The 15,455-nt window shown below is 59.4% G+C and carries 13 protein-coding genes; 5 read left to right on the top strand and 8 right to left on the bottom strand.

All coding sequences use genetic code 11. The features are described 5' to 3' along the window. The first annotated feature begins 40 nt into the window (after nt 1–40). Nucleotides 41–1,234 (top strand): zinc-dependent alcohol dehydrogenase, encoded by a 1,194-nt coding sequence (locus D7S44_RS14680; protein ID WP_120456067.1) that lies wholly within the window; start codon nt 41–43, stop codon nt 1,232–1,234. Nucleotides 1,235–1,272: 38 nt separating this feature from the next. Here the strand turns inward: D7S44_RS14680 and D7S44_RS14675 are convergent, their stop codons facing one another. Beyond that, a complete protein-coding gene (locus D7S44_RS14675; protein WP_120456064.1) occupies nt 1,273–1,620 on the bottom strand; it encodes a hypothetical protein in 348 nt (115 codons plus the stop codon). A gap of 30 nt (nt 1,621–1,650) precedes the next feature. After that, nucleotides 1,651–1,824: a hypothetical protein gene (locus tag D7S44_RS23700; protein WP_167456975.1), complete on the bottom strand. Its 174-nt coding sequence runs from the start codon at nt 1,822–1,824 to the stop codon at nt 1,651–1,653. Nucleotides 1,825–2,134: 310 nt separating this feature from the next. Here D7S44_RS23700 and D7S44_RS14670 point away from each other — a divergent pair, with 310 nt between their 5' ends. Together D7S44_RS14670 and clcA are read left to right on the top strand one after the other, a co-directional pair. Continuing rightward, complete coding sequence (locus D7S44_RS14670) at nt 2,135–2,812, top strand: SOS response-associated peptidase family protein (protein WP_120456062.1); 678 nt, start codon at nt 2,135–2,137, stop codon at nt 2,810–2,812. A gap of 97 nt (nt 2,813–2,909) precedes the next feature. Continuing rightward, nucleotides 2,910–4,307 carry a H(+)/Cl(-) exchange transporter ClcA gene (gene clcA / locus D7S44_RS14665; RefSeq protein WP_371315490.1) on the top strand — a complete coding sequence of 466 codons (1,398 nt, stop codon included), beginning with the start codon at nt 2,910–2,912 and terminating at the stop codon, nt 4,305–4,307. Here clcA and D7S44_RS14660 read toward each other — a convergent pair. From D7S44_RS14660 to fdhF, 4 genes are read right to left on the bottom strand one after another with little or no spacing between them, the layout of a single operon-like run. After that, complete coding sequence (locus D7S44_RS14660; protein WP_120456060.1) at nt 4,304–5,248, bottom strand: cytochrome d ubiquinol oxidase subunit II; 945 nt, start codon at nt 5,246–5,248, stop codon at nt 4,304–4,306. The two genes, clcA and D7S44_RS14660, sit on opposite strands and share 4 nt — an antisense overlap. Continuing rightward, a complete protein-coding gene (locus D7S44_RS14655; RefSeq protein WP_120456058.1) occupies nt 5,245–6,612 on the bottom strand; it encodes a cytochrome ubiquinol oxidase subunit I in 1,368 nt (455 codons plus the stop codon). Before D7S44_RS14655 ends, D7S44_RS14660 begins: the two co-directional genes overlap by 4 nt. Beyond that, complete coding sequence (locus D7S44_RS14650) at nt 6,605–7,093, bottom strand: DUF1641 domain-containing protein (RefSeq protein WP_120456056.1); 489 nt, start codon at nt 7,091–7,093, stop codon at nt 6,605–6,607. Before D7S44_RS14650 ends, D7S44_RS14655 begins: the two co-directional genes overlap by 8 nt. After that, complete coding sequence (fdhF, locus tag D7S44_RS14645; RefSeq protein WP_120456054.1) at nt 7,093–10,065, bottom strand: formate dehydrogenase subunit alpha; 2,973 nt, start codon at nt 10,063–10,065, stop codon at nt 7,093–7,095. The genes D7S44_RS14650 and fdhF overlap by 1 nt, the downstream gene beginning before the upstream one ends. A 342-nt stretch (nt 10,066–10,407) precedes the next feature. On the opposite strand from fdhF, the gene D7S44_RS14640 reads away from it, so the two are divergent. Further along, entirely contained in the window at nt 10,408–11,616 is a 1,209-nt protein-coding gene (locus D7S44_RS14640) for a zinc-dependent alcohol dehydrogenase (protein WP_120456052.1), read from the top strand. Between the two features lie 9 nt (nt 11,617–11,625). Here D7S44_RS14640 and D7S44_RS14635 read toward each other — a convergent pair whose 3' ends face one another. Beyond that, nucleotides 11,626–12,597 (bottom strand): GlxA family transcriptional regulator, encoded by a 972-nt coding sequence (locus D7S44_RS14635; RefSeq protein ID WP_120456050.1) that lies wholly within the window; start codon nt 12,595–12,597, stop codon nt 11,626–11,628. Nucleotides 12,598–12,710: 113 nt separating this feature from the next. On the opposite strand from D7S44_RS14635, the gene D7S44_RS14630 reads away from it, so the two are divergent. Further along, the gene (locus tag D7S44_RS14630; RefSeq protein ID WP_120456048.1) at nt 12,711–13,352 is read left to right on the top strand and encodes an HD domain-containing protein; all 642 of its coding nucleotides are present in this window, start codon (nt 12,711–12,713) and stop codon (nt 13,350–13,352) included. A 51-nt stretch (nt 13,353–13,403) separates the two neighbouring features. On the opposite strand, the gene D7S44_RS14625 is transcribed toward D7S44_RS14630, so the two are convergent. Then, nucleotides 13,404–15,356, bottom strand: coding sequence for a methyl-accepting chemotaxis protein (locus tag D7S44_RS14625; protein ID WP_120456046.1), 1,953 nt, complete (start codon nt 15,354–15,356; stop codon nt 13,404–13,406). Between the last annotated feature and the right edge of the window lie 99 nt (nt 15,357–15,455).

Here is a 15,455-nt window from a genome sequence, read left to right as displayed (position 1 = left end):
GTCATGGCGACCGGCACACTCATCAAGAAAGGACGTTGTTATGAGAGCACTGACCTATCATGGCCCGCACCAGGTTCGCGTTGAAACCGTTCCCGATCCTGTCCTGCAGGAGCCAGACGATATTATTTTGCGCGTTACGGCCACAGCGATTTGCGGCTCTGACCTGCACCTCTATCGCGGCAAAATTCCCGGCACCGATCATGGCGATATTTTCGGCCATGAATTTATGGGCGAAGTGGTTGAGGCGGGGGCGGCAGTGACCAGCGTCGCCGTTGGCGATCGCGTCGTCGTGCCTTTCGTTATCGCCTGCGGCGACTGTTTTTACTGCCATCTGCATCAGTATGCCGCCTGCGAAACCACCAACAGCGGTCGCGGCGCCATCCTGAATAAAAAGAATATTACGCCGCCAGCGGCGCTGTTCGGCTTCAGCAATCTATACGGCGGCGTGCCTGGCGGTCAGGCGGAGTATGTGCGGGTGCCGAAAGCTAACGTCGGCCCGTTTAAAGTGCCGCTGGCGCTGCCGGATGATAAGGTGCTGTTTCTTTCCGACATTCTCCCGACCGCCTGGCAGGCGGTGCAGAACGCTGGCCTGGACAAAGGCTCCAGCGTCGCAATTTTCGGCGCGGGGCCGGTCGGGCTGTTGAGCGCCGCCTGCGCGCGCCTGGTCGGCGCGGAAGAGATTTTTATGATCGACCATAACAACTACCGGCTGGAGTTCGCCCGTCAGCGTTACGGCGTCACGCCTATTAACTTTGACGATATCGACGATCCGGCCGCGTGGATCATCGAACACACCAAAAATCATCGCGGCGTAGACGCGGTAATCGACGCCGTCGGCTTTGAAGCCAAAGGCAGCCTGACCGAAACGGTGCTAAGCAACCTGAAGCTGGAAGGCAGCAGCGGCAAAGCCTTGCGCCAGTGTATCGCTGCGGTCAGACGCGGCGGCGTGGTGAGCGTGCCGGGCGTCTATGCTGGCTTTATTCATGGCTTTATGTTTGGCGACGCCTTTGATAAAGGGCTGACCTTCAAGATGGGACAAACGCACGTGCAGGCTTATCTGCCGCGCCTGCTGTCGCTGATCGAACAGGGTCTGCTGACGCCGGAAGAGATTGTCACGCACCATATGCCGCTTGAAGACGCGGCGCACGGCTATGAGATCTTTGAGAAGCGCAAGGATGATTGCCGCAAGGTTATTCTGGTGCCGGGCATGGCGTCGCAGCGCGCCGCCAGCTAAACAGGTCGTCCAGGCTGCCACAGGCAGCCTGGCGGCAGTTAACGCACGATACCTTCATCGCTGTCGTTTAGCTCCGGCAGCGAAATCTCGCGCGACGGCGCATTATCCAGACGGTCGCCATATTCGCCGCGCACATCCGGCAGGCTGGTGAACTGCCCGTCAACAAACAAAAAGCTCAGATGCTGCGCAACATCTTCCAGCATTTCGTCAGCTTCATTCTCTGTGGTGCCCTTCGCATCCTTGCCGTCAAGTTGCCAGCGAAGCTTACCGCCAACCTGCTCCGCGCCGCCGATATCGACCACATGGCCGTCAATATTCTCTACCAGCAGGCGAGACTGGCAGTAATAAAGTAAGTAAGGCATCAGGTCACGCTTATTTTCAGGCATTTCTTCTCCTGCGGCAGACTATTTCTGCAGTTAAAAATGGAAATAATAACGTAGCGCATAGATCGCCCAGTAAACGGCGTTTGCGGCCAGATAAGCCCAGCATCCCCAATAAGCGACAGGTTCACGTTTGGTACGTAGTTTGGGCAAGAAAGCCAGCAGGTAACCAGCAGCGGCGATAAGCGAAACGAAATAGAAAAACTTCATCTTCCCTCCTGAAAGTCATTTATTTAATAGAAGGATAGTCACTTTTCGGGGGTAATTCCTGGCGAAGAGGAGAAATAGATTTTAGCCAGCCGCCCTGCGCTTCGTTTAACAGTCGATCGCATCACAAATAAAGGGTAAATCGCGCGTCAGCTTATTTTTACGACATCGCTTTACGGAGAGTTTTAACCTGTCGCCATCCATCCACCTTTACGACCACGCTTTTATCCATCGCGGCGATACCTGTTACTTTTTATGCGGAATTAAAACGCGACCGGAGATAGAGCTATGCTTAACAGCGGAGGTAATGACTATGTGTGGACGCTTTGCGCAATATCGCAGCCGGAACGCCTATTTTGACGCACTCGGCATTGAAGACGACGAACTGATTTACGACCCCGAACCTGTCGCTCGCTACAACGTCGCGCCAGGCACCCGCGTGCTGTTGCTTAATATGCGTGACGAACATTTCCATCTCGATCCGGTTTTCTGGGGTTACGGCCCGGAATGGTGGCATAAACAGCCGCTGATTAATGCGCGCAGCGAAACCGCGCCGACCGGGCGCATGTTTAAGCCGCTGTGGCACCATGGCCGCGCGGTTGTACCGGCCGACGGCTGGTTTGAATGGAAAAAAGAGGGTGACCGCAAACAGCCCTATTTTATCTATCACCAGCAGCAAGAGCCGCTTTTCTTCGCCGCCATTGGCAAAGCGCCCTTCGATAAAGATCATGGCCATGAGGGCTTTGTCATCGTTACCGCAGCCAGCAACAAAGGCATGGTGGATATTCACGACCGCCGCCCGCTGGTGCTGCGCCCCGACGCGGTAGAAGAGTGGCTGAGCGCGGACACCTCCCCGGAGCGTGCGCAACAAGTCGCGGAAGAAGCGGCGCTGCCTGAGAAGGCGTTTCGCTGGCATCCGGTGACGAAAAAGGTGGGGAATATCCATAATCAGGGCGAGGAGATGATTGAGGAGGCGGCCGAAGCGGAATAGCCGCCTTGTCACGCTTCGTTAAGAATCAGATGATCTCAACGCGGGACGGAAAAAGGGGATTGCAGTACACTTAAGCCCCTTTTTTTCGCAGCAGTGAATGATTGTGAACAACGAAGCACACTCCTCAGTTAATGTTCCCCAGTCGATCCCGGCACGCAATCGCATGTTCCGGGCGTTGCTCAATCGCGATAAAACGCCTGTCGCGGTGCTTATTTCCGCCGCGCTGGTCGGCATCATCGTCGGGCTGGTCGGCAGCGCGTTCGCTAAAGCGGTCAGCTGGGTGCAACACTGGCGAATGTCGGTGGCCGCTCCGGCGCTGCACTCTGGCTGGACACTCTGGGCGCTGGCGTTCTCGCTCTCCGCGCTGCTGGCAATGGCTGGTTATTTCCTCGTGCGGCGTTTCGCCCCGGAAGCGGCAGGCTCCGGCATTCCCGAAATTGAAGGCGCGCTGGAAGAGCTGCGCCCGGTGCGCTGGTGGCGCGTCATCCCGGTAAAATTCTTTGGCGGGATGGGAACGCTCGGCGCGGGTATGGTGCTGGGGCGCGAAGGGCCGACGGTGCAGCTTGGCGGCAATATCGGCCGTATGGTGCTCGATATGCTGCGCATTCGCAGCGACGAAGCGCGCCATTCCCTGCTGGCGACCGGCGCGGCGGCCGGGCTGGCGGCGGCGTTTAACGCGCCGCTGGCGGGCATACTCTTTATTATTGAAGAGATGCGCCCGCAGTTTCGCTACAACCTTATCTCAATCAAAGCGGTCTTTACCGGCGTCATTATGGCAAGCATTGTGTTTCGCCTGTTCAACGGCGCGCATCCGGTTATCTCCGTAGGGAAACTGGCGGACGCGCCGGTCGAGACGCTGTGGCTTTATCTGGTGCTGGGTATGCTGTTCGGCATGGTGGGTGTACTGCTTAACCGGTTGATTTTTCTCTTTCAGGATACGTTTGCCCGCCTCTATGCCGGGCGCATCTGGCGCGCGGTCGCGACGGGCGGCCTGCTGGGCGGCGGCTGTGGTCTGCTGGCGCTGTGGTTCGCGCCGGGCACCGGCGGCGGATTCGAACTTATTCCGCAGGCGACGGGCGGCCACTACACGTTCGGCGTGCTGCTGGTAATTTTTGCGGTGAGACTGTTTACCACACTGCTCTGCTTCAGCTCTGGCGCGCCAGGCGGTATTTTCGCGCCGATGCTGGCACTCGGCACCGTGCTGGGCACCGCGTTCGGCGTGCTGATGGCGGACATTTTTCCGCTCTACCATCTGCAACCCGCCACCTTCGCTATTGCCGGAATGGGCGCGCTGCTCGCCGCCTCGGTGCGCGCGCCGCTGACCGGCATCGTGCTGGTGCTGGAGATGACCGATAACTATCAGCTGATCTTGCCGATGATCGTCACCGGGCTGGGCGCGACGCTGCTGGCGCAGTTTCTCGGCGGCAAACCGCTCTACTCCTCTATTCTGGCACGAACCCTGGCGCGCCAGCAGGCGGAGAGCGGCAAGGCTTAGCGCACCTTGCCGCGAAACACCCAAAAAGCCCAGCTGTGATAGAGCAGCGTCAGCGGCATAATAATGAGAGTGCCGATCAGCACAAAAAGTTGTGTAGCCGCTGGAGCGGCGCTGTGATGCAGATCCTGCTGCCAGGGAATGAGCCAGGGATAAAAACCGCAGGCGACGCCAGCGAACACCGCGGCGATCAGGCCCAGCGTCAGCGCCAGCTGCCATGTCGCCCGACCGCGCCACAGCGCGACCAGCTGGGCCAGCCACAGAAGCAAAATCAGCGCGACGGCGATCTTGCCGGGCCAGCGCTGCCAGGCGGTTATCCAGATATCGTGGTTAAGCAGCATCACCGACAGAAACAGCACCAGCGAAAGCACCCAGCACAGCCAGGCCAGCGGGCTGGCCTTCTCCTCGACATCCTCGCCGATGCGCCAGCGGATCCAGCAGCAGCCGAGCAACACATAGATCACCACCAGCCCCAGACCGCACAGCAACGGCGTCAGCGAGAAACCGATCTCCAGCCCGCGATGCGGCTCTGCGCCGAACACCACGCCTGCGCACCAGCCCTGAAGAAAAGCCGCCAGCGCCGAGCTGGCGCACATCAGCCGATCCAGCCAGTGGCGAAACGCTTCCTGTGCCTGCGCCCGATATTCCAGCGCCAGCCCGCGCAGAAACAGCGCCAGCACCATCGCGAAAACCGGTCCGCACAGCGTGTTGAACAGCAGGCTGTAAACCGTGGGAAAAAGCGCGAACATGCCGCCCGCCAGCAGCACCAGCCAGGTTTCATTGGCATCCCAGATGGGCAGAATGCTGTCCACCATGCGCTTACGCTGCGACTCTTCGCGAAACCAGAGAAAGAGTATGCCGACGCCGAGATCGGTGCCGTCGAGCAGCACGTAGATCAGCATGGAAAGCAGCAGCGCCAGCGCAGCGAAGTCAGCGATAGTCATGGCGAAGTCCTGATCTCCTGCGTGACAACGTCACCCTTCGGCTGCAGTGGTGAAGAGATCAGCCGCAGCAGATAGCGCAGCCCCAGTGCAAAACTGAGAGCGTAAATCACGATAATGGCGGCGAGTATCGCTACGGTCGTCGAGAGCGACAGCGCTGAGATGCTGTCCGCGGTACGCAGCATGCCATAGACCGTCCAGGGCTGACGGCCAATTTCCGTCACCAGCCAGCCGGAAAGCATGGCGATGAAGCCCGCTGGCGACAGCCATACCAGCATGTTCAACAAGCGCCGCGAGCGGGTCAGCCGACCGCGCCAGTGCTGCACGTTTGCCACGATGCTGGCGAGCAGCATCACCACGCCGAGCCCCACCATCAAGCGAAAGGCGAAAAACACCGGCGCGACCGGCGGTATCGTCTGGGGATCAAATTCGCTCAGGCTTTTGATATGGCCGGAGAGGTTATGCCGCAGATAGAGCGAAGCGATATCGGGGATCGCCAGCTCGAGCCGGTTGCGCTGCGCCTGCTGATCGGGCCAGGCGAACAGCCGCAGCGGCTCGCCGTCGTTAGCCGCAGGCTGATGCCAGCTGCCCTCAATCGCCGCCAGCTTGGCAGGCTGATGCGCCAGTGTATTCTCACCGTGCAGATCGCCGACGACAATTTGTAACGGCACCGCCACCAGCGTAAAGGACAGCGCGGCAGTCAGCATGCGACGCGCCGCCTGCTCCTGCATGTTGAGCAGCAAACGGCGCGCGGCGACGCCCGCTATCATAAAAGCCACCGCGATTAGCGAGGCCAGCAGCATATGGCTGAAGCGAAAAGGGAACGAAGGCGCGGAGAGCACCATCGTCCAGCTCTCCGGCAAAAACCGCCCGCTCTCGTCACGCGTAAAGCCGGTCGGCGTCTGAAGCCAGGAGTTGGCGGCCAGGATCCAGAAAGCGCTCAGCAGCGCGCCGAGGGTCACGAAGCAGGTAACGATAAAATGTATGCCCGGCCTGATTTTTCCCATACCGAACAGCATTACGCCGGTCAGCCCCGATTCAAGAAAAAACGCCACCAGCACTTCATAGAACAGCAGCGGGCCAATCACGCCGCCGACTTTTTGCGACAGTCCTGACCAGTGGGTGCCGAACTGCACCTCCATCACCACGCCGGACACCGCGCCGACCGCCACCGTCAGCGCAAAGACCTTTAGCCAGAAGTGCAGCGCCTCACGCGCGCCCGGCTGCTTTCCCCACAGCCAGCGCGCCTCGAACCAGAGCAAAAAGGGCGACAGCCCGAGCGTCAGCGCAGCCAGCGTAATATGCATTCCCATTGTGAGCGCGAACTGGCCGCGCGACAGCAGCAGCACCCACTCGGCGTTACTCATTGCTCGGCTTTCCGCTATAGCGGGTGATCGGCTTCTCCTCCTCGCGCTGCATACCGGCTGAGAATGCCTCCAGCGCGGCGAACAACGGCCGCAACCCCTGCCACAATTTTTCATCATTCAGCAGATGCAGCACGCCGCGAATGCCGGGCGCGGCGTGAGACTGCTGCTGCGTTTCGTCGCTGGCGGGCTTCATCGCCATCGCCGCGTCGCGTACCGCCAGCAAAATATGGTTAAGCCGCTCCGGTGGAATGGTGCTCAGCGTCATCATTATCAGCGAAAGATTTTGAATCGCGCTCTGCGTGCCCGGTCGGTTTAGCCCGGAAACCAGAATTTTGCCGATATCGTTATTGGCTTTGATCGCGTCGTTAGCCAGGCGCAGAAAACCATGCTTATGCAGGTTTTCCACCAGCTCATCCATCGCTTCCTGAGCGGTTTTCTCGGTGCGCGTCGGCGGTACGGAATAGGAAAGTCGTTCGGCCATCAGAATTTCTCCGGGTGTTCTACATGTTCAGGCGGCTGAAGATAGCCTTCCTGCTGCCACTTCTGCTCAACAGGCAAATGATCCAGCGGCGTGCGCTGGCCGTGGCGGAAATTATGTCGCGGAATAGGATTCGGCTGCGGCGTACGCGTCAGTTTCGTCATGCTGACGGCGATCTCTTTATAAGCCGGGGTGTTGACGTCGGGATCGTGATGTTCGCCGGTCAGGCCGTTGACGCCAGGTTTGCCGTGGTGAATAGGAATAAACAGCACGTTACCCGCTACGCGATCGGTGACCACGACCGGCACCTCTACCGTTCCGCGCCTGGACTTAAGCGCGACCCATTCGCCCTCTTGCAGGCCGCGCGCCTGCGCCAGCTGCGGCGAAATCTCCACAAACCAGTTAGGCGACAGCGACATCATGCGGCCGCCTCTGCCAGTCTGATTAGTGGACTGGAAATGTTCCAGCATGCGGCCGTTATCCAGCATCAGATCGTATTCCGCGTCCGCCTCTTCCATCGGCGGCTGCCAGCTCAGCGGGTAGAGGCGCGCCTTGCCGTCCGGGAACTTGAATTTGTCGGTATAGAGCAGCGGCGTGCTCTCGCCATCAGGCTTGACCGGCCAGATTTGCGACTGCCAGCCCACCAGCCGCTCATAGCTGACACCCGCGAAAATTTCCGCGATGCTCGCCGCTTCCGCCATAATCGCGCCAGGATTGGGGTAGTTCCAGTGATGACCCAGACGCGCGGCCAGCTCAGTGAAAATCTGCCAGTCCGGGCGGCTGTCGCCCAGCGGTGGCATCGCTGGCGAGAAGTGCTGGATGCGGCGTTCGGTATTAACGAAGGTGCCCTCTTTCTCTACGCTTGGGCAGCCTGGCAACACCACGTCGGCGAATTCGGCAGTGCGGCTCATAAAAATATCCTGCACCACCATAAAATCGAGGCGGCTAAAGGCTTCATGCACTTTTGTGGAGTCCGCGTCGGAAAAAGCCGTCTCTTCGCCGGTGATATACATAGCGCGCAGTTTTCCCTCATGCGCATGCTGCACCATCATAAAATTATCGGCGCCGGGCTGGTCGGAGAGCGCCTCCGGCGCGACGCCCCAGGCGCGCGCCCATTTTTCGCGTATCGCGGGATCGGAGACTTTCTCATAGCCGGGGTAAACGTTGCTGAGGCAGCCGAAGTCGCTCGCGCCCTGCACGTTGTTATGACCGCGCATCGGATAGCCGCCGGTACCCGGGCGCCCGTAGTTGCCGGTCACCAGCAGCAGGTTAGAGAGCGCCGTACTGGCGTCCGCGCCGTGGCTGTGCTGGGTAATGCCCATCGCCCACAGCAGGCAAACGCTCTGCGCCTGGCCAATCATCTCCGCCGCGGCCGTGAGCTCTTCCACGCTCAGACCGGTAATCTCGCTGGCGAACGCCAGGGTAAAGGGTTCCAGCGAGGCGCGGTACTCCTCCACCTGGTTGACACGCTCCGCCAGAAACGCCTCGTCAGCGTAGCCGTGATCGAACATATATTTCGCCATGGCGGACGCCCACACCATATCGGTGCCGGGCTTGATGCGCAGGAACTGGTCGGCGCGGTCCGCCATTTCATGTCGGCGCGGATCCACCACCAGCAGTTTCTGCCCGCGATGCTTATGGCTCTGTTTAATATGCGAGGCGATCACCGGATGGTTCTCCGCCAGGTTGCTGCCGACGGTGATAATCAGATCGGTTTTTTGCAAATCGCGAATGGTGCCCGCATCGCCGCCGTAGCCCACCGTGCGGAACAGCCCTTCGGTTGCCGGGTTCTGACAGTAGCGTGATGAGTTATCGACGTTGTTGGTGCCAAATATCAGACGAGCGATTTTTTGAGAAAGGTAGGCCTCTTCGTTGCTGGCCTTGCTGGACCCGATAAAACCGATGGCGTCACCGCCATACTGGCGCGCCACGTCGCGCAGCCCCTGGGCCACGCGATCCAGCGCTTCGTCCCAGCTGGCTGGGCGGAAACGGCCATTTTCGCGGATCAGCGGCGTGGTCAGGCGTTCCGGGCTGTTGACGAAATCCCAGCCGAACTTGCCTTTCACGCAGGTGGAGATGCCGTTCGCGGGCGCTTCCGCCACCGGCTGCACCTTCAGAATATGGCGATCGCGCGTCCAGATTTCGAAACTGCAGCCCACGCCGCAATAGGTGCAGACCGTTTTGGTACGTTTGATCTCCGCCTGGCGCAGCGCGTCGTCGATCAGGGATATGCCGGTAATCGGCTCCATGCCGATGCTGTTCTCCAGCGACTTGACGAAATCGATCATCGGGCGCTTCAGACCTTCATCCATGGCGGTAAAAGGTCCCGCGTCAGGCTGCATGGTTTTCTCCAGCAGCGCGTTGCAGGGGCAAACCGTGACGCAGTGGCCGCAGCTGACGCAGCTCGATCCCGCAATCTGCGTGCCGCCGTCCCACAGCACGCGGGGATGCTCCTGGGTGTAATCGATGCTGAGCGTCTCATTCACTTCAACGTTCTGACAGGCTTCTACGCAACGTCCGCACAGAATGCACTGGTCAGGATCGTAGGTATAGAACGGATTGGAGTGGTCTTTGCTGGTGGGTTTGCGCTGGTAGGGGTAGTACTGGATTGGGATATGCATATCCGCAACGGTGTTATGCAGCGTACAGTCGCCGGTGTTGTGTTCGCAAACCGTGCAGTAGAGCTCATGCCGATTCAGGATCCGATCCATCCCTTCCTGCTGTGCAGCGCGTGACCATTCCCCTTCGCTGTTGATTTCCAGCCCCTGAAAAGTACGTAGCGTACAGCCGCGTACTTTTTCGCCGTTGGCTTCCACCCAGCAAACATCGCAGCTTTCCAGCGGCTGTAACGCCGGGTGGTAACAAACATGAGGCAGTTTTTTACCCTGCTCGGTGAGAAAGTCGATCAACGGCTGATTAACGGCGCCTACCAGGGGTTCGCCATTATAAATAATGGTACAGGTTTTCTCTGACATTTAACGCCTCGTTATCGACATTGCAATTGGCATCTTGCCAGCGTGCTTTGATTGTTATGTAAAGTTATGTTTTCAGCTTAGCGGCAATTATATGGCCTGCAATAAAACGGCTTCGTTTATACATCTCAACACGTCTGAAACCTCAGCGCTCCGCTGAGGTTTAATCATAAAAAACCCAGTAATTTCAACGGAAAAAAATAATTTAAGAGGCAGATCTCAAAAATTGTTAATCATTGCTACCCGCTGCGTTTATTTATGCGCCGGGCAGGATTTCTGACGCTTTCTATACTTTTTAATTCGACAGGTTTCCAGCAAACGATACTCAAGAGGCGGAGGTAAATAATGAAAGCATTAGTCTGGCACGGCGTGGGAAATATCCAGTTAGATAACGTTCCCGATCCGCAAATTGAACAACCGGGCGATGCCGTTATTCGAATTACCGCCTCGGCGATTTGCGGAACGGATCTGCATTTTATTCGCGGCACCTTTAGCGATATGCAGCCCGGTACTATCCTGGGGCATGAGGCGGTCGGCATCGTAGAGCAGGTCGGCGACGAGGTGCGTAACTTCAGCCCGGGGGATCGGGTGGTGGTCTGTTCGACGGTATCCTGCGGCGTTTGTCCGCCCTGCCGCGCTGGCCATACCGCGCAGTGCGATAACGCCAACCCCAATGGCCCGGAGGCAGGCACCTGCTTTTTTGGCGGCCCCAAAGCGACCGGCCCGGTAAACGGGCTTCAGGCTGAAAAAGCGCGCATCCCCTTCGCCGCTAATACGCTGGTGAAAATCCCCGACGACGTAACGGATGAGCAGGCCATTTTAATCAGCGACATTTTTCCTACCGCCTGGTTTGGTGCCGAACTGGCTGATATCACGCGCGGCGATATTGTGGTGGTGTTCGGCTGCGGGCCGGTCGGCCAGTTCGCCATTGCCAGCGCGCTGCTGATGGGCGCGGCGCGGGTCATTGCGGTGGATAGCCACGAAGACCGGCTGGCGATGGCGCGCCGTCAGGGCGCTTTCCCGGTGAACTTCGAGCGGGAAGATCCGGTTGAGGTGATTAAAAAGCTGACCGGCGGCACCGGCGCGGACTGCGCCATCGACGCCGTCGGCGTTGACAGTCAGCATGCCCATCACGGTCCAGCCAGCGCCGAGGCGGAGCAGAAAGCGGATAAATTCGCGCAGGAGGTTGCGCAGGTCGCGCCTGAAACCCATCCGCAACACGGCAACTGGATCCCCGGCGATGCCCCGACGCAGGCGCTGGAGTGGGCGATCGCCGGCCTGAAAAAAGCGGGCCGTCTCAGCATCATCGGCGTCTACCCGCCGACCGCGGAGACCTTCCCCATCGGCAAGGCGATGAACAAAAATCTCACCATCAAAATGGGCAACTGCAACCATCACACCCATATCCCTTATCTGCTGGAACTGACGCGTACCGGCGCAATCGATCCCACCAAAGTCCTGACCAACGAGGAACCGATCGAGAATGTCATTGAGGCCTACAAGGCTTTCGACAAGCGCGAGCCGGGCTGGATAAAAGTAGAACTGGAGACCTGAGCAGCGCAGCTACTCTGGCCCCTGCTGTAAAAATACCCTGCGATAAACCGCCGGCGTCATGCCGGTGTGTTTTACAAAGGCGCGGCGCATTACATCGCCGCTGCGATAGCCGCTGGCGGCAGGGATCGCCTTCAGCGGCAGTTGCCCCTCCTCCAGCAGCGCGCGCACTTTCTCTATGCGCGCATTTTCCAGCCAGCTTCCCGGCTGCATATCCAGCTCCTGACGGAAAAGACGCCCCAGATGACGCACGCTAAGGTCGATATGCGCCGCCAGATCCTGCACGCCGCCAATCTCCTGCAGATGCGCCAGCGCCCAGCGCTGCAAATCCTGCAGCGCGGCGCGGCCTGTCAGCGACACGCTGTCGCGCCGGGCGAAGTGCCCCTGGCTGACCGGGCGTCGAAAAAACATCACCAGGCTCGCCGCCACCTCCTGGGCCACCTCGCGTCCTAAATCTTCCTCTACCAGCCGCAGCGCCAGATCCAGTCCGGCGGTCACGCCCGCCGAGGTGCGCAGCGGCCCGTCGGCGACATAGAGAGCGTCCGGCTCCACCAGCGCCTGCGGACAGCGCAGCGCCAGCAGATCGGCGCAGGCCCAGTGCGTCGTGACGCGCCGCTGATGCAGCAGCCCGGTTTGTGCCAGCAGCAGCGCGCCGCTGCAGACTGAGCCATAGCGCTGGCTGCGCGCGCAGATCGCCCGGAGCTGCGCGCACTGCGCCTGGCTCAGCGTCTGCTGTTCCGCATCCGGCGCGCCCGCCACCAGCAGCGTGTCGATTGGGTGGCGCACCGCATCGCCCAGCAGAAAGTCGGCGCTGAGCCGGACGCCGGACGAGGCGGTAATGGCGCTGGCGTCCGCCGCCATGACGCGCAGAATATAGAACTGACGGCGCAGCGCGCGGTTCGCCTCGGCAAAGACATCAAGCGGGCCGGAAACGTCGAGCAGCTGCACGCCGGGCAGCGCGAACAGGGTAACTGAGTGAGACATGCTCTATGGGCGTCCTGAACTGTCGTTATGACCTTAAACGTCGTTATAAGACAATTTGAGACAAGCGTCATGCGTTTTATGCTCACAGCCAGTTAATCCACTGGAGAATCCTGATGAGCTTTCATATAAACGGCGTCACCATTCCTGATACGCAACTCGCCCGCGACGCCACCGCGTTTATTCGCGACCGCGAATCCGATTTGCTGTTTCACCACTCCAGCCGCGTCTACTACTGGGGTGCCTTAGCAGGCCAGCAGCGCGGGCTGAAGGTCGATCGCGAACTGTTGTACGTTGGCTGCATGTTTCACGATATTGGCCTGACGCACGAGCACTGTAGCTGCGACAAGCGTTTTGAAGTGGATGGCGCGAACGCGGCGCAAGCGTTTCTGGCCAGCTACGGCATTGCGCAAAGCGATATCGACAAGGTCTGGACGGCGATTGCGCTGCACACTACGCCCGGCATTCCTGAGTTTATGGCGGCGGAAATTGCGCTGGTGACCGCTGGCGTTGAAATGGACGTGCTGGGTATCCGTTACGATGGGTTCAGCGATGAAGAGCGCGAAGCGGTGGTGCAGCAGCATCCGCGCAGCGCCTCCTTTAAAGAGGAGATTATTCAGGCTTTCTACGACGGTATCCGGCACAAGCCGCAGACCACCTTCGGTAATGTAAAAGCCGATGTGATTGCGGATAAACAGCCTGACTTCGCGCCGCTCAATTTCTGCAGCATCATTCGGCAGTCGCGCTGGAAAGGTTAAACGGGCAAAGGTAAAGAAAGCAGCCTGGCGGCTGCTTTCTTCCGTATCGCGTTACGCTGGCTCTCCCTCCAGCCGGAACTGCTCGACCGACTGCGCCAGCATGGCGGAGTGATCCTCCATAGCGCTGGCGGCGGTGGAGATCTCCTGCACCAGCGCGGCGTTCTGCTGCGTGACGCTGTCCATCTCGTTGACCGCGATGGAAACCTGGCTGATACCGCGGCTCTGCTCATCCGATGCGGTAGCGATCTCGTCGATAATCGCCTGCACCGAGGTCACCGCCTGGGTAATCTCCTGCATGGTGCTACCCGCAGTGCGAACCAGGCTGACGCCGCTGTCAACGCGCTGCGTTGATTCTTCAATCAGCGAGGCGATATCTTTTACCGCCGAGGCGCTGCGCTGCGCCAGATTCCGCACTTCTGAAGCGACCACGGCGAACCCGCGCCCTTGCTCGCCTGCGCGCGCCGCTTCTACCGCTGCGTTAAGCGCCAGGATGTTGGTCTGAAACGCAATGCTGTTGATGATGGCGGTGATATCCCCGATCTTGCGCGCGCTGTCGTTGATTTGCGCCATGGTCTGCACCACCTCACCCACCAGCGCCTCGCCTTTGCGCGCGGTCAGCGAGGCATTTTCCGTCAGCGTCGTCGCCTGATGCGCATTGGCGGCGTTGTGTTTCACCGTCGCCGTAAGCTGTTCCATGCTGGCTGCGGTCTCCTCCAGCGCGGCGGCCTGCTGTTCAGTGCGTGACGCCAGGTTGATATTACCTTTAGCGATCTCCTCTGCGCCGTCGCGTACCGATGCGCTGGTCTCTTTAATATGGCTCACCATGGCGATCAGCCGCGCCTGCATAGTATGCAGCGCATAGAACAGGCTGCTCTGGTCGCCCGCTTTCAGCGGAATACGGGTATGGAGTTGCCCATCCGCCACCGCCAGCGCAAAGGCCGCCGCGTCGGCAGGTTCGCCGCCCAGCGGACGCAGCACGATGCGGCTAAATACGACCCCAAGCAGCAGGCTCACCAGCACAATGCTCGCCAGCATCATCCAGAGCGCGTTGTGCAGCTGCTGACGCGCGCCGCTCATGACGACGCTCACCGGCGCGGCGACGCCCAGATACCAGACGTTGCTGCTGTTGCCGATAACAACCGGCTGCCAGGTGATGAGGGATTTTTCGCCGAGAATAGCGTCATCCTGCTCCGTCACCTCTGATTTCAGGCGGCTCTTGTCGCCTTTCCACATCTGGTTATTCTGCTCTTTGTCAGGCGAGGAGACGATTTTTCCGCCGCTGGAGAGCAGCATGGCGTAGCCGGTGCCCTGCCAGGGTTTAATCTCATTGACCCGCTGCTGCAGCGCCGCCAGCGAAATGTCGGAGGTAACAACGCCCCAGAGTTTGCCGCGATCGATAATCGGCGTAGCGATAGAGGTGAGCAGGGTCGGCACGCCGTTATAGGCGTAGCTGTAAGGTTCGGTAGGAAAATCTTTGCGCGTGCGCTGCGCCACCAGATAGTAGTCGCCCTGACCCGGCGTCAGAAAGGAGGTCAGCGGATGCATCATGTAATGACCCGCCTTATCGCTATCGACAAACCAGGCGTAGCGCCCTTCCGGCGGCTGCCCGCTCTGCGTGGCGAACTCTGCGTCGCGCCCGTCGAAGACATCTTTCTCCAGGATCACCGAAATGGAAAGGTAATCGGGATTGCTGCGGAGCGTATATTCGGTCAGCTTATCCAGGGCGTGACGGTCATGAATGCCGGCATCCGGCATCGCTATCAGGCTCTGCCCCAGGCTCTGCGCCACATCACGCGCATGGTTAAGGCTCTTTTCCACTTCCATCGCCTTACTGTGCGCAATCTGCTGCAGATACTCCTCCGCCAGGGTGCGTTGCGCCTGGCCTGACTGCCAGCTCAGCACACCGATGGTGACGGCGAAGCCGGTAGTGATAGTTAACGCGCCGGTCAGCAGCATCATGGCGCGGGTGCTTATTCTTTTTTTTGTGGCGCGATCGGCTTTCATTATTGGTTTTCTCCCCACTCTTTCATTTTTCTGGTGCTGGCGAATAAAACAGCAATGCTGTTACAGAGCTTATCGGCGTGGGGTTTTGAAACTTAAGTA

Origin of the sequence: Pantoea piersonii (assembly GCF_003612015.1) — a bacterium.
In the GTDB taxonomy this organism is placed as follows: domain Bacteria; phylum Pseudomonadota; class Gammaproteobacteria; order Enterobacterales; family Enterobacteriaceae; genus Pantoea; species Pantoea piersonii.
Note: the sequence above shows the minus strand (reverse complement) of the source record. Positions and strands in the feature narration are given on the sequence as shown.

What these genes read in the sequence shown, in the direction of transcription:
- D7S44_RS14680 (WP_120456067.1), top strand. Translation starts at nt 41, where the DNA reads ATGAGAGCACTGACCTATCATGGCCCGCACCAGGTTCGCGTTGAAACC.
- D7S44_RS14630 (WP_120456048.1), top strand. Translation starts at nt 12,711, where the DNA reads ATGAGCTTTCATATAAACGGCGTCACCATTCCTGATACGCAACTCGCC.
- D7S44_RS14675 (WP_120456064.1), bottom strand. Translation starts at nt 1,620, where the DNA reads ATGCCTGAAAATAAGCGTGACCTGATGCCTTACTTACTTTATTACTGC.
- D7S44_RS14650 (WP_120456056.1), bottom strand. Translation starts at nt 7,093, where the DNA reads ATGGCCGAACGACTTTCCTATTCCGTACCGCCGACGCGCACCGAGAAA.
- clcA (WP_371315490.1), top strand. Translation starts at nt 2,910, where the DNA reads ATGATTGTGAACAACGAAGCACACTCCTCAGTTAATGTTCCCCAGTCG.
- D7S44_RS14670 (WP_120456062.1), top strand. Translation starts at nt 2,135, where the DNA reads ATGTGTGGACGCTTTGCGCAATATCGCAGCCGGAACGCCTATTTTGAC.
- D7S44_RS14640 (WP_120456052.1), top strand. Translation starts at nt 10,408, where the DNA reads ATGAAAGCATTAGTCTGGCACGGCGTGGGAAATATCCAGTTAGATAAC.
- D7S44_RS23700 (WP_167456975.1), bottom strand. Translation starts at nt 1,824, where the DNA reads ATGAAGTTTTTCTATTTCGTTTCGCTTATCGCCGCTGCTGGTTACCTG.
- D7S44_RS14635 (WP_120456050.1), bottom strand. Translation starts at nt 12,597, where the DNA reads ATGTCTCACTCAGTTACCCTGTTCGCGCTGCCCGGCGTGCAGCTGCTC.
- fdhF (WP_120456054.1), bottom strand. Translation starts at nt 10,065, where the DNA reads ATGTCAGAGAAAACCTGTACCATTATTTATAATGGCGAACCCCTGGTA.
- D7S44_RS14660 (WP_120456060.1), bottom strand. Translation starts at nt 5,248, where the DNA reads ATGACTATCGCTGACTTCGCTGCGCTGGCGCTGCTGCTTTCCATGCTG.
- D7S44_RS14655 (WP_120456058.1), bottom strand. Translation starts at nt 6,612, where the DNA reads ATGAGTAACGCCGAGTGGGTGCTGCTGCTGTCGCGCGGCCAGTTCGCG.
- D7S44_RS14625 (WP_120456046.1), bottom strand. Translation starts at nt 15,356, where the DNA reads ATGAAAGCCGATCGCGCCACAAAAAAAAGAATAAGCACCCGCGCCATG.